Genomic DNA, 13,652 nt, shown 5'->3' on the forward strand with positions numbered 1-13,652 from the left:
ATGACCCGTCGCTATCCCTGGACCATTCTCGACATCGATGCGACCTCCGACCAGAAGGAGATCCGCAAGGCCTATGCGCGCAGGCTCAAGGTGACGCGGCCGGATGAGGATCCTGCAGGCTTTCAGGCGCTGGTGGAAGCGCGCGACGCCGCGCTGGAGGAAAGCCATTGGGTGACGACGGACGAGGAGCGGGATGACGCCTCCGACGGCGACGCGGTCGAGCAGATGAAGTCGGCGGAAGACCCTGTGCCGGATCTGCTCGCGCTTGGCGGGTCGGCGGCGGAAAGAACCGATGAGGATGTCGTCGCGGCCTTGGGCGACGCTCCCGAGGTCCCGGCGCGGTCCGAGAGCCAGCGTATTGTCGTCGAACTGACTTATCCGGCGCCGGCCGTCCAGCAGGACAAGCGCCCGGATGAGATCGAAGCGGACATTGGGCCCGGCTCAGACGGAGGAGAACAGCCTCAACTCTGGGAATTGCTCGAAGAAACCCGCAAGACCCAACCGTGGCGGCGACCGCTGGATCTCTGGGCCAACGTGTTCGACGCGCTCGAAAACCTGCCGCTCAGCGAGTTCGACGATGCGCTGGGCGTGGCGCTGCGCGACCTCCTCGACCAGATCCAATCCGGCGATCTCAAGCCGCATGATCAGCCGGGCGTGCTGCGCGAACTCGACCGGCGCTTCGATCTTCTCTCCAACGATCGGCGCATCCTGCGCCATATGCGGCCCGAGGACGCCGATTTTCTGATCGACTCGCTGTCGGACGCCGCCGATCGTCGCGGGCCGGCCGATGCGCCCGCCCAGCCGCAAGCGCTCGACGGCGTTGACGATCTCGATCCCGACCTGGTGGCGCGGGCTTTCGCCGACGAGCCGAAAATGCTCGCCTATTTCCAGCGCGCCATCCGCGAGCGCAGCTACCCTTGGGCGTTCTCCGTGCTCGGACTGCTGTTTCCTGTGCCCTTCGCCTTCTACTATCGGCTCGGTAAACTAGCTGTTTTCGCAGCGATCCTCTCCGTCGTCAGCGCGATCCTGCGCGCTCCGTCGATCCGGGCGGACTTTCCGAGCGCCGCCGGCCTTTCCGGCGTCGTCAGCGTCATTTATATCGTCGTGGCGCTGTCGACCGCCTTCAACTGGCGCAAGCTCCGGCTCGCCGCGCTCAGCGAACATCTCGCGCCGCTCAAGGCCGAAGGCGCGTCTTATGAGCAGTTGAGAGAGGCCGCGACCGCTTTCGGCGCCCCCGACAGGGTGAAGATGGCGCTCGGCATTTTCATTCTGCTCGCCGCTGTTTTCCTGCGCCTCGTTCTGCAATAAAACCTGGGCGACATCAGCCATTTCGAGCCCGGAGCCCGCCAATGCCCCAGTTCCAATACGCCGTGGTCGGACGCGGCCTGACCGGTTCCGCCGCCGCGCGCCACCTCGCCGAACAGCTTCCCGGCATCGTGCTGATCGGCCCGGACGAGCCAGTTGACTGGGCGAACCATCGGGGCGTGTTCGCCAGTCATTACGATGGGGCGCATCACCCGCACCATCGACCCCAACGAAGTCTGGGCGCGGCTCGCCAACCGCTCGATTGCGCGCTATCGCGAGATCGAGGCCAAGAGCGGCGTCACCTTCTATGCCGAAAAGGGCTGCCTGATCTCGGGCCTCGAGAGCGGCCGCAGCCAGGCCTATATGGCCGATATCCGCGCCGCCGCCGCTCGGGTGGGCGTCGAGCCCGTGCTTCTGGACGATGATGGCCTCAAGGCGACATTCCCTTATTTCAGCTTTCCCGAAGGCTCCGACGCTGTCTTCGAGCCGGTGAATGCCGGCGCCGTCAGCCCACGCAGGCTGGTGGCGGCGCAGACGATCGCAGCGGAAAGGGCCGGGGCGAGCGTTATCCGCAAGCGGGTTTTGTCGATCGCGCAGAAGGACGGTTACGCCGAAATCACGCTGGAGGACGGAGAGACGGTGAGCGCGTCCCGCGTCCTGGTGGCCGCCGGCGGCTTCACCAATCAGCCGGGCCTGCTGCCGGAGCCTCTCGACATGCAGGTCTATGGGCGCACCATCAGCCTGTTCGAAGTCTCCGAGGCCGAGGCTCTCAGGCTGGCCTCCATGCCGTCGCTGATTTTCGAGGACGAGCCGGAAGAGCTCGGCGTCTACATGCTGCCGCCGATCCTCTATCCCGACGGCAAATATTATCTGAAAATCGGCGGCGATATGACCGATATCCTGCTCGACGGCGTCGACGCCGTACGCGATTGGTTCAAGGGCGGCGGCAGCCCGCGCAATTTCGATCATCTCGTCGGCGTGATGAAGCGGCTGGTTCCCTCACTCGACATTAAGGACGCTCGCCCCGTGACCTGCGTCACGTCCTATCCGCATGACCAGGGCAAACCCACCAGATACCCGGCGATCGGCCCGACCAGCACGCCCTCGATCTTCGTCATGGCCGGCGGCTGCGGCGCGCGCCGCCAAAAGCTCCGACGAAATCGGCCGGCTGGGGGCGGAACTGCTCGTGCATGGAGAGATCGTCGATCCGGCCTATCCGACGGCGGATTTCAGGCCGAGGTTTGTGTGAGGACCCTGTCGGGCGGTTCCGATTGGCTCTTCAAGCAAAAACTGGTAGTGTCTGCTGATCGAGAGGCACAGCCATGGCGTCCAGCTACAATATCGGAGATCACTTCGAAGGCTTCGTGCGCGAACTCGTCGAAAGCGGGCGCTATGAGAGCGTCAGTGAAGTCATGCGCGATAGCCTCCGCCTGCTCGAAGAACGTGAGAAGGCGCGGGTGCTCGAACTGGAATTTCTCAAACGCGAATATGCGGAGGGCAAGGCCAGCGGCGAGCCGGAAGAAGTTGATCCGATCCAATTCCTCAACGAGTTGAAGGCGGAGCGGTGCGCCCAGCGTGGCTAGTGTAGATCACGTTTAACCAGATCTATCAGAGTTTTGTTGTGTCGTTGGCAGCGTCAATTTTTCATTGATAGCGTATTCGTTAAGCTTGTAAAATTCTGGTAGTTTCTCTGTGTTGCTCCTCTTTAGGCCTGTTTCAAAGATATGTAAAACGTCTGATGCCGAAACGCCGTCACATAAAAATATTTCGTTTATTTGAAATGTAATACTTTCCTGCATTTCTTCATCGAAGTCGCAAGTTTCGGTTATATGAAATTTATTTGCGTGTAATTGATAGTATAAACTTTTTACGGGTCTTGGGAGATGTCGAATCCTGCTCTCCATCGCTCCCTTAAGTTCAAGCAATTGTAATATTTCTTCGTAAAAATCGATCCCGTATTTTTTTTGATAAAATCTCAAACACTCCTCTATGACGAAGTGTAATATTTTAACGCCTTCAACCCCCTCCGCTCGGATATATCCAAAACCAATTCAAATTGCTTTTGCTCAATTTCTGTACGCATCAATACCTCTTCAAGCATATGTTCCGCCCGTACAAAGGCGGTATTCACCTGACGGCGCCATGCTTTGAAGCGGATTCAGGCGGCGTGGATTTCAGGTTGCATTGAAGCCTGTTTTTGTCTGTTTGTCTGCGCCTCTTCTCTCAGTTTTTGGGTGTCGGCCCGGCATTCTTTCCCGGTCTATCGATGAAAGTCTGCAGGAGTTTACAGTCGGCTCTGGTCCGGGTGCCTGGCACTGTAGCTGACAGTCTTGGAAATCGCGGTCGAAATCTCGTTTCCGAACCGCGCCGTCGCCAAGAGGCCTGATTGCTTCCGGTCTCCACCATCGAGGTTGGTCGACATGAATTCTCCCGAAATAAAACCTTCCCATAACCGCATCCTTGCTTTAAGGACCGCCTCGCCAGTCGGCCGGGCAGCCGCGCTTCACATTGTCGAAAGACCGTGAGGTGAGGAAAGTCCGGGCTCCACGGAAACACGGCGCCGGATAACGTCCGGCGGGGGCGACCCCAGGGAAAGCGCCACAGAAAACAGACCGCCCGGCATGCCGGGTCAGGGTGAAAAGGTGGGGTAAGAGCCCACCGCGTATCCGGCAACGGAGACGGCATGGCAAGCCCCGCCGGGAGCAAGACCGAATAGGGACGACGCGTCCGCTTCATGCGGCAGGCCTGTTTCCGGGCCAGTCGTCCGGGTGGGTTGCGAGAGGCGTCGCGCAAGCGGCGTCCCAGATGAATGGCTGCCACGTTCCGGAGCGATCCGGAGCCTTACAGAACCCGGCTTACAGGCCGACTGGCGATTATTTTTCCAAACATTGAAATTTTTTTCACGCTCGGGGAAGGGGCTCCACGCCCGCTTTCTCGGGGCATTTCTCAACCTTTCGTTAAACTTAACAGCTTATGAATGGGAGACCGGCCTCCCGTTCGCGGGCGACCCATCCCATTGACGCCCATATGGTCCCATGCTATCCCAAAAGCGCACTGAAAAAGGGCGACAGACAGCCCGCTTCAAGACTGGTGCAGACCGGCGGGATCAGCCTTCCGGTCTGGGCGCAAAAGCGAGACAGGACCTCTCTTTCGCGTTCAAAATCAAGTGGATGACGGTTTCGCCCAGCGAGGCTCGTTTTCTGGAAGCGGAAGTATTGCGTCATGAGCCGGTTCCTTTCCAATGCGACGAACAAGGTCGACGCCAAGGGGCGGGTCTCGGTGCCATCCTCTTTCCGCGCCGTGCTTGCCGCGCAGGGGGTCGAGGAGCTGTACGGCTTTCAGGATTTCCACTATCCGGCGATCAATGTCGGGGGACCCGACCTGCTGGCGCGTCTGGAAAGACGGCTGCAGGACATGGATCCCTTTGCGCCGGAAGCAAACCGGATGTCGCTGCTCATTCATGGCGGCGGCGTTCACATGAAGCTCGACACGGAGGGTCGCCTGATGGTCACGGATTTTATCCGGGGCTATACGGGGATCGAAAACGAGGCGACGTTCGTCGGTCGGGCGGATTTCTTTCAGCTGTGGCGGCCGGACCAGTTCCTGGTCGCGCAGAATGCGGCGAGACTGGAGTTGCGGGGCGAAAGCCGCGGCTCCTGATGGTGCGGGGTGACAGGACGATGACGGATCATGGCAACGGAGCGGACGATGCCATTGGCGGACCGATGCGTCATATCCCGGTCATGTTGTCCGAGGTGCTCGCGCATCTCGGGGCGGAGCAAGACCGCACCATTCTCGACGGCACTTTCGGCGCCGGCGGCTACAGCCGGGCCATTCTGGAGACGGGCGCGACGGTGATCGCGCTCGATCGCGATCCCGCGGCGATCGCGGGCGGGCAGGGACTTCTTGGCGAGTTCCCCGATCGTTTCAGTCTGCATCACACCAATTTCGGCAAGCTCGACGACTTCGCCCCGGAAGAGGGGCTGGATGGCGTCGTGCTCGATATCGGCGTCTCCTCGATGCAGATCGACGAGGCCGATCGCGGCTTTTCCTTCCAGAGGAACGGGCCGCTCGACATGCGCATGTCGGGCGAGGGCGTCAGCGCCGCCGACGTCGTCAATCGCGCCAAGGTCAACGACCTCATCCGCATCTTCTCCTTTTTGGGCGAGGAGCGCCAGGCGAGCCGCATTGCCCACGCCATCGACAAGAAGCGGCTGGACAAGCCGTTCGAGACCACGCGCGATCTCGCCGGCCTGATCGAAATCGTCACGCCGCGCAAGATGACCGACAAGATCCATCCGGCCACCCGCGTCTTCCAGGCGCTGCGCGTCTTCGTCAACAACGAGCTCGGCGAACTGGCTGCGGCGCTTTTCGCCGCCGAGCGGGCGCTGAAGCCCGGCGGTCGGCTGGTCGTCGTCACCTTCCATTCGCTGGAAGACCGCATCGTCAAGCGCTTCTTCGCCGATCGCGCCGGCAAGGCGTCCGGCTCGCGTCATCTGCCGGAGATCGCGGCGGCGCCGGTGATCTTCAAGCCGGAGCCGAAGCAGGCGGTGCAGGCGACAGAGGCGGAGGCGGAGGTCAATCCGCGCGCCCGCTCCGCCAAGCTGCGCTGCGGCGTCCGCACCGAGGCCAAGGCCGGCAAGGCCGATACTTCGATCTTCGACCTGCCGCAACTCGCCGACATCGAACGACTGAGAGGCTGACATGCTGCGCACGCTGGACATTCTGTTGATCGTGATCATGACGGCGGTGGCGACCATCACCTATACGATCAAGCATCGCGCCGAAGAAAAGCTCTCCGAAGTGCGCAAGCTCGAAGCCAATATCCGGCTGGAGAAAGATACGATCGACCTGCTGCGCGCCGACTGGGCGCTGCTGACCCAGCCCGCGCGGCTGGAGCGGCTGATTGCGCTCTATCAGGACGAGCTGAAGCTGCAGCCGACCGACACGACGCAGATGGTGCAGCCGGTGGAACTGCCGATGCTGAAGTCCGAGCTGCCGGCGGTCGAAGAGGCCGACGCCAAGGACGGCAAGAAGAAGACCGGCGACAAAGCGGCCTCGGCCGACAAGCCAAAGACGGATGACATCAAAACAGGATCGGTGGCGCGCTAATGTCCTTCCTTTCCCGCATCATGGTATTGAAGAGCAAGGCGCATTTCAGCGCCGGCCCGCGTGGATTCGAGGCCGAGAACGGCCAGATCTTCCAGGGTGTGCGAAAAACGTCCGGTCAGCAGGCGAGAAGCCGGATCGCCATCATGATCGGCGCCTTCACGCTGGTCTACGCCGTGATCGGCGGACGTCTGGTCTATTACGGCATGACGCCGCCGGAGATGGTGTCTTCCATCCGACCGGCCGACAATCAGGTCGCCTCGCGACCGGACATTCTCGACCGCAACGGCGAAATTCTCGCCACCGACGTCCGCACCGTGTCGCTGTTCGCCGAGCCGCACAAGATCGTCGACCCCGACGAGGCGGTGGAGCTCCTTTCGACCGTTCTGCCCAATCTCGACCGCAAGGCGATCTACAAGAAGCTGACCGCGAGTTCGCGCTTCCAATGGCTCCAGCGGCAGTTGACGCCCAAGCAGCAGAGCGAAATCCTGTCGCTCGGCATTCCCGGCGTCGGTTTCCGTCCAGCCAAGCGCCGTTTCTATCCGGCCGGCGACGCGGCCTCTCACGTTGTCGGTTACGTCAACATCGACAATCGCGGCGTCGCGGGCATGGAGAAATATCTCGACAACCAGGGCCTCGCCGATCTCGCCGCCATCGGCATGACCAGCACGTCGGAGCTGGAGCCGGTCAAGCTGTCGATCGATCTGCGCGTGCAGAACATCGTCCATGACGAAATCAAACGCGGCCTCGCCGATTTCGACGCCATCGGCGCCGGCGCGGTGGTGCTCGACGTCAACACCGGCGAAGTGCTGGGCATGGCGTCCGTGCCCGATTTCGATCCCAACAATCCCGGCGAGACCATCGATCTCAAGACCAAGAGCGGCATGAACCGCATGTCTGGCGGCGTGTTCGAAATGGGCTCGACCTTCAAGGCCTTCACCACGGCCATGGCGCTCGATTCCGGCAAAGTGTCGATGAACGATACCTTCGACGCCCGCAAGCCGCTCTATATCGGCGGCTTCACCATTCACGATTTCCACGCCACTCGCCGCATCCTGTCGGTGCGCGACGTCTTCATCCATTCCTCCAACATCGGTTCGGCTCGCATGGCCGACGCCGTGGGCGTGGAGGGGCATCGGGAATTCATGACGCGGCTCGGACTGCTCACCCGCATGGACACCGAATTGCCCGAAGTGGCGGCCCCGTCGCAACCGAAAACCTGGAAGAAAATCACCTCGATGACCGTGGCCTTCGGTCATGGCGTTTCGACGACGCCGCTGCAGACGGCGGTGGCCGGCGCCGCGTTGATGAATGGCGGCAAGCTGCTGCCGCCGACCTTCCTGCTGCGCGACCAGGAAAGGGCCAACGAGATCGCCAAGGTCGTGGTCAACGAGCGCACGGTGGAAAACATGCGCTACCTGTTCCGCGCCAATGTTCTCGACGGTTCGGGCAGCCGCGCCAACATCGCCGGCTTCCATGTCGGCGGCAAGACGGGCACCGCCGAAAAGGTGGTCAATGGTCGTTACGCGAACAATGTGCGCTTCAACGCTTTTCTCTCCGCTTTTCCGGTCGAAAACCCGAAATATGTGGTGCTGACCATCGTCGACGAACCAAAGAAGGCGTTCAAGGGCTGCGGCGTCACCGCCGGTTGCAATGCCGGCGTGCTGGCCGGCAACATCATCCGCCGGGGGGGGGCGCTGCTCGGCGTGAAGGCGAAATTCGGCCCCGACGGAAATGCCTTGCTTGTGTCTTATTGAGCGGCATAAACGGACCCACGGAATCGTTTCGATAGAGAAAAGCGAGGGGGCGACATGAAACTCGGGGATGTGCTTTGCGGCGCGGGCGTGCGCGTCGATGGCGCGGCGGCTCAAATCGACGTTACCGGCGTGACCTCCGATAGCCGTCAGGTGAAGCCGGGCGACCTGTTCGTCGCGCTTTCCGGCGTCAAGACCGACGGCGGCAAGTTTATCAGTGACGCGGAAGGCAAGGGCGCCGCCGCCGTTCTCGTGCAATCGGGGGCGCCGGCCATGTCCGCGCTGCCGGTGATCGCGTCGGACGATCCGCGCCGCGCGCTGGCACTGGCCGCCGCAGCTCTCCATCCCGGCCAGCCCGAGACGATGGTTGCCGTCACCGGCACCGCCGGCAAAACCTCGGTCGCCTCCTTCACCCGCCAGATATGGGCGCATGCCGGCCTCGCCGCCGCGCAGATCGGCACCACCGGCGTCATCGCGCCGGGCCGCATCGACGAGGGCTCGCTGACCACGCCCGACCCGGTGACGCTGCAAAAGCTGCTGGCGGAACTGAAGAGCGAAGGCGTCACGCATGCCGCGATGGAAGCCTCCAGCCACGGCCTCGACCAGCGTCGCCTCGACGGCGTCAAGCTGTCCGCCGCCGCCTTCACCAATCTCGGCCGCGACCATCTCGATTATCATCCGACGATGGAAGACTATTTCGCCTGCAAGATGCGCCTTTTCGACACGCTGATGGCCAAAGGCGCGCCAGCGGTGATTTTCTCCGACGATGAATGGTCGGACAAAGCGGCGTCTGCGGCGCGCAAGGCGGGGCTCGACGTGCGCAAGGTCGGCCGTTTCGGTGATTATCTCGTGCTGAAGCGGGTCGAGCATTATCGCGACAAGCAGGTCGCCGAGATCCATTTCGGCGATGACATCTATGAGATTCATCTGCCGCTGGCCGGCGATTTCCAGATCGCCAATGCGCTGGTGTCGCTCGGTCTGGCGCTGTCGACCGGCGCGGACCAGGAAAAAGCCTTCGACGCGCTCGATCACCTCAAGGGCGCGCCCGGCCGGCTGGAACTGGTCGGCAAGACCCCTGAAGGCGCCCTCTGCTATGTCGATTACGCCCACAAGCCGGATGCGCTGACCAATGTGCTGACCTCGGTGCGGCCCTTCACCACCGGCCGGATCGTCACCGTGGTCGGCTGTGGCGGCGATCGCGACAAGGGCAAGCGTCCGATCATGGGCGAGGTGGCCACACGGCTCTCCGACGTTGTGATCGTCACCGACGACAATCCGCGCAGCGAAGACCCGGCGACCATCCGCGCCGAGATCATGGCTGCTGCTCCCGGCGCCGTCGAGATCGGCGATCGGCATGAGGCGATCCGCCACGCGGTGTCGCTGCTGGCGGCGGGCGATACGCTGATCGTCGCCGGCAAGGGGCATGAGGAGGGGCAGAAGATCGGCGATGTCGTGCTGCCTTTTTCCGACCACGAGGAAATCCGCAACGCGCTCAAAGGATGATCCATGGCCTATCTCTGGACCAGCGAAGACCTGATCGCCGCCACCAATGGCCGCCCGCGCGGGACATTGCCCGCCGGGATCACCGGCATTTCGATCGACAGCCGCGCCATCAAGTCTGGCGAAGCCTTCTTCGCGATCAAGGGCGACCGCGTCGACGGGCATGATTACGCGAATATCGCCGCCGCCCACGGCGCGGCGCTGCTCGTCGTCAGCGAAGCCAAGCTGCCGGCGCTGGGCGCGATCCATGCGCCGATGCTGGTCGTGCCGGATGTGCTCGAGGCGATGGAGAAGCTCGGCCGCGCCGCTCGCGACAGGTCGGCGGCCCGCATCATCGCGGTGACGGGTTCGGTCGGCAAGACGACGACCAAGGAAATGCTGCGCCAGGTGCTGAGCGCGGCGGGCAAGGTGCATTACTCGCCGGCTTCCTTCAATAATCACTGGGGCGTGCCGCTGACCCTCGCCCGGATGCCGGCCGACACCGACTACGGCGTGTTCGAGATCGGCATGAACCATCCCGACGAGATTCGGCCCCTGGTGAAGATGGTGCGTCCGCACGTGGCGATCATCACCACGATCGCCGCCGCCCATCTCGGCAATTTCTCCGGCCTGGACGAAATCGCCCGCGCCAAGGCGGAAATCTTCGAAGGGGTTGCCGAAAATGGCGCAGCGCTGATCAACCGCGACATCGACCAGTTCGAACTGCTCGACCAACTGGCGGCCGAGGCGCGAGTGGCGCACACCTATTCCTTCGGCGCGCATGCCAAGGCGGATTTCCGGCTGGTGGATTATCAGCAGGAAGATCTGCATGGGGTGTTCTGGGCCATCGTCGCCGGCCGCACCATCGAGGTGGCGCTCCAGGCGCCGGGTCGGCACATCGCCGAAAACGCCCTCGCCGTATTGGCGGCTTCCTATCTCGCCGGCGCGGATCTCGACACGGTCGTCTCCGCCTTCACCAGTGTCGCCGCCGGCAAGGGCCGCGGCGCGCGCAGCCGGCTGACGCTGCCGGGCGGGGCCTTCACGCTGATCGACGAAAGCTACAACGCCAACCCGGCCTCGATGCGCGCGGCGCTCGCCCTGCTCGGGGCTGCGCGGCCCGAAGCGGGCGGTCGCCGCATCGCCGTACTCGGCGACATGCTGGAAATGGGGGATTATTCCCCGCAGGTGCATGCCGATCTCGCCCAACCCATTGGTGCGGAGCCGATCGATGCGATATGGCTCGCCGGTCCCGACATGGCCTATTTGCGCGACGCCCTTGGCGACAGCCGCGAGGTGCTTTATTGGCCGACCGTGGATGAGATGAAGGCCTTTGTGGTCGAAAACGTCATGCCGGGCGACGTGGTGATGATCAAGTCGTCGAACGGCTCGGGATGCGGGCGGATCGTCGCCGCGCTGATGGAACAATATCCGGCCGCTGCGTCGGCTTAAGGACGGAAGGAAAAGCGCGGATGCTGTTGTGGCTGGTGGAGTTCTCGGATCACCTGCAGGTGTTCAACCTGTTTCGGTACATCACCTTCAGGGCGGGAGCCGCGCTGTTCACCTCGGCGTTGATCGTGTTCTTCTTCGGACCGAAGATCATCGATTCGTTGCGCGTTCGTCAGGGCAAGGGCCAGCCGATCCGCGCCGACGGGCCGCAGACCCATTTCAAGAAGGCCGGCACGCCGACCATGGGCGGGCTGATGATCCTGGCCTCGGTCGTCGCTTCGTCGCTGCTCTGGGCCGATCTCGGCAATGTCTATGTGGTCAGCTGTCTGCTGGTGATGCTCGGCTTCGGCCTGATCGGCTTTTATGACGACTATCTCAAAGTCACCAAGCAATCGACCGCCGGATTTTCCGGCCGCATGCGGCTGTTGACGGAATTCGTCATCGCCGGCATCGCCGTCTTCTTCATGATGCTGGCCGCGAAGGCGGCCGGCCCCAACGGCGTCGACATCGCCTCGGCGATCGCTTTCCCCTTCTTCAAGGATCTCCTGATCGATCTCGGCTGGTTCTTCGTCGTCTTCGGCGCCTTCGTGATCGTGGCTGCCGGCAATGCGGTCAACTTCACCGACGGTCTCGACGGGCTCGCTATCGTGCCGGTGATGATCGCCTCGGCGTCCTTCGGCGCCATCGCCTATCTGGTCGGCAATGCCGTGTTCGCCAATTACCTGCAGGTCAACTTCGTGCCGGGCACGGGTGAATTGACCGTGGTGGTCGCCACCGTCATTGGCGCGGGCCTCGGCTTTCTCTGGTTCAACGCGCCGCCGGCTGCCATCTTCATGGGCGACACCGGCTCGCTCTCTCTGGGCGGCCTGATCGGCTCGATCGCCGTCGCGACCAAGCATGAGATCGTCATGGCGATCATCGGCGGCGTCTTCGTCATGGAAACCCTGTCGGTGATCATCCAGGTCGGCAGCTTCAAGCTCACCGGCAAGCGCGTCTTCCTGATGGCGCCCATTCACCACCATTTCGAAAAGAAAGGCTGGACCGAGAGCCAGGTGGTTATCCGCTTCTGGATCATCTCGGTGATCCTGGCCCTGGTCGGCCTGTCCACGCTGAAGATCCGCTGAGGGCGTCATGATCCCGGTCACCACATTCAAGAACCGCCGCGTCGCTCTGTTCGGGCTCGGCGGCTCGGGCCTCGCCACCGCCGAAGCCTTGATCGCAGGCGGCGCCGACGTCACCGCCTGGGACGACAATCCCGACAGCGTCGACAAGGCGCGCAGCCGCGGCGTCGGCGTCGCCGATCTCCGCCAGGCCGACTGGTCCAAATTCGCGGCCTTCGTGCTGTCGCCTGGGGTGCCGCTCACCCATCCCAAACCGCATTGGACGGTCGATCTCGCCCGCGCCGCCGGCGTCGAGATCATCGGCGATGTCGAACTGTTCGTGCGCGAACGCCGGGCGACCGCGCCGGATTGCCCGTTCATCGCCATCACCCGGCACCAATGGAAAGTCCACGACCACCGCGTTGATCGCCCATATCCTGCGCGCTTCGGGCCGCGACACGCAGCTCGGCGGCAATATCGGCACGGCGGTGCTGACGCTCGATCCGCCGGCGAACGACCGGTTCTTCGTGGTCGAATGCTCGTCCTACCAGATCGATCTCGCTCCCACGATCAACCCGACCGCCGGCATCCTGCTCAACCTGACGCCCGATCATCTCGACCGTCACGGCACGATGCAGCATTACGCCGACGTCAAGGAACGGCTGGTCGCCGGCGCCCGCAACGCCATCGTCGGCGTCGACGACAGCTATTGCGGCCTGATCGCCGATCGGGTGGAAATGGCGGGCGTGGCCGTCACCCGGATTTCGCGTCGCCAGACGCTGGAGCATGGGCTCTATGCCGATGGCTCGAAAATCATGATCGCCGACAGCAATGGCGTTCGCGAGATCGCCGATCTCGACGGCATCCAGACGCTGCGCGGCGGACACAACGCCCAGAACGCGGCCGCCGCCATCGGCGCCTGCCTGGCGGTCGGCGTCGGCGAGGACGAGATTCGCGCAGGTCTCCGGTCCTTCCCCGGCCTCAAGCATCGCATGCAGCCGGTGGCCCGCAAAGGCGGCGTCACTTTCGTCAACGACTCCAAGGCGACGAACGCGGAGGCTGCCGCGCCGGCGCTGTCGAGTTATGAAAACATCTTCTGGATCGCCGGCGGCCTGCCCAAGGAGGGCGGCATCGCAGCCCTGAAGCCGTTGTTCCCGCGCGTCGCCAAGGCCTATCTGATCGGAGAGGCGGCGCCGCAATTCGCCGCTACGCTCGGCAACGACGTCGCCTATGAAATTTCCGGCGCGCTCGAGCGGGCCGTAGCGCACGCCGCCCAGGACGCCGCGTCCGTCGAAGGCGCGGTGGTGATGCTGTCGCCGGCCTGCGCGAGTTTCGACCAGTTCAAGAATTTCGAGGTGCGCGGCGATCGTTTCGTCACTCTCGTCTCCGAGCTCGACGGCGTCGAGATGCTGGTGCCGGTCTCCGCCGCCTGAAACCTTCAGCCTCTCGCATGCTTCGG

General features: G+C 63.1%; 9 protein-coding genes, 1 other RNA gene and 2 pseudogenes. All 12 read left to right on the top strand.

All coding sequences use genetic code 11. The annotated features are described in order from the left end of the window. Window positions 1-1,308: a hypothetical protein gene (locus tag H2O14_RS19640; protein WP_182828973.1), complete on the top strand. Its 1,308-nt coding sequence runs from the start codon at window positions 1-3 to the stop codon at window positions 1,306-1,308. Window positions 1,309-1,349: 41 nt separating this feature from the next. Next, window positions 1,350-2,554 (top strand): annotated as a pseudogene (locus tag H2O14_RS19645) (NAD(P)/FAD-dependent oxidoreductase). A gap of 73 nt (window positions 2,555-2,627) precedes the next feature. After that, window positions 2,628-2,888 (top strand): type II toxin-antitoxin system ParD family antitoxin, encoded by a 261-nt coding sequence (locus H2O14_RS19650; protein WP_182828974.1) that lies wholly within the window; start codon window positions 2,628-2,630, stop codon window positions 2,886-2,888. Window positions 2,889-3,785: 897 nt separating this feature from the next. Further along, window positions 3,786-4,179, top strand: an RNA gene (gene rnpB, locus H2O14_RS19655) — RNase P RNA component class A. A 348-nt stretch (window positions 4,180-4,527) separates the two neighbouring features. Continuing rightward, a complete protein-coding gene (gene mraZ, locus H2O14_RS27790) occupies window positions 4,528-4,965 on the top strand; it encodes a division/cell wall cluster transcriptional repressor MraZ (protein ID WP_246697458.1) in 438 nt (145 codons plus the stop codon). A gap of 20 nt (window positions 4,966-4,985) precedes the next feature. Continuing rightward, on the top strand, window positions 4,986-6,008 hold the full coding sequence (gene rsmH / locus H2O14_RS19660) for a 16S rRNA (cytosine(1402)-N(4))-methyltransferase RsmH (protein ID WP_246697459.1): 1,023 nt from the start codon (window positions 4,986-4,988) through the stop codon (window positions 6,006-6,008). A gap of 1 nt (window position 6,009) precedes the next feature. Further along, the gene (locus H2O14_RS19665; RefSeq protein WP_182828976.1) at window positions 6,010-6,417 is read left to right on the top strand and encodes a hypothetical protein; all 408 of its coding nucleotides are present in this window, start codon (window positions 6,010-6,012) and stop codon (window positions 6,415-6,417) included. Beyond that, window positions 6,417-8,171, top strand: a complete 1,755-nt coding sequence (locus H2O14_RS19670; RefSeq protein ID WP_182828977.1) for a penicillin-binding protein 2 — start codon at window positions 6,417-6,419, stop codon at window positions 8,169-8,171. The genes H2O14_RS19665 and H2O14_RS19670 overlap by 1 nt, the downstream gene beginning before the upstream one ends. 54 nt (window positions 8,172-8,225) lie before the next feature. Next, window positions 8,226-9,671: a UDP-N-acetylmuramoyl-L-alanyl-D-glutamate--2,6-diaminopimelate ligase gene (locus H2O14_RS19675; RefSeq protein WP_182828978.1), complete on the top strand. Its 1,446-nt coding sequence runs from the start codon at window positions 8,226-8,228 to the stop codon at window positions 9,669-9,671. Window positions 9,672-9,674: 3 nt separating this feature from the next. Continuing rightward, the gene (locus tag H2O14_RS19680; protein WP_182828979.1) at window positions 9,675-11,096 is read left to right on the top strand and encodes a UDP-N-acetylmuramoylalanyl-D-glutamyl-2,6-diaminopimelate--D-alanyl-D-alanine ligase; all 1,422 of its coding nucleotides are present in this window, start codon (window positions 9,675-9,677) and stop codon (window positions 11,094-11,096) included. A 20-nt stretch (window positions 11,097-11,116) separates the two neighbouring features. Beyond that, window positions 11,117-12,217 carry a phospho-N-acetylmuramoyl-pentapeptide-transferase gene (mraY, locus tag H2O14_RS19685; protein ID WP_182828980.1) on the top strand — a complete coding sequence of 367 codons (1,101 nt, stop codon included), beginning with the start codon at window positions 11,117-11,119 and terminating at the stop codon, window positions 12,215-12,217. A 7-nt stretch (window positions 12,218-12,224) separates the two neighbouring features. Then, window positions 12,225-13,626, top strand: a pseudogene (gene murD / locus H2O14_RS19690) (UDP-N-acetylmuramoyl-L-alanine--D-glutamate ligase). The last annotated feature ends 26 nt before the right edge of the window (window positions 13,627-13,652 follow it).

This window comes from Rhizobium sp. G21, from assembly GCF_014158035.1.
In the GTDB taxonomy this organism is placed as follows: domain Bacteria; phylum Pseudomonadota; class Alphaproteobacteria; order Rhizobiales; family Rhizobiaceae; genus Rhizobium_E.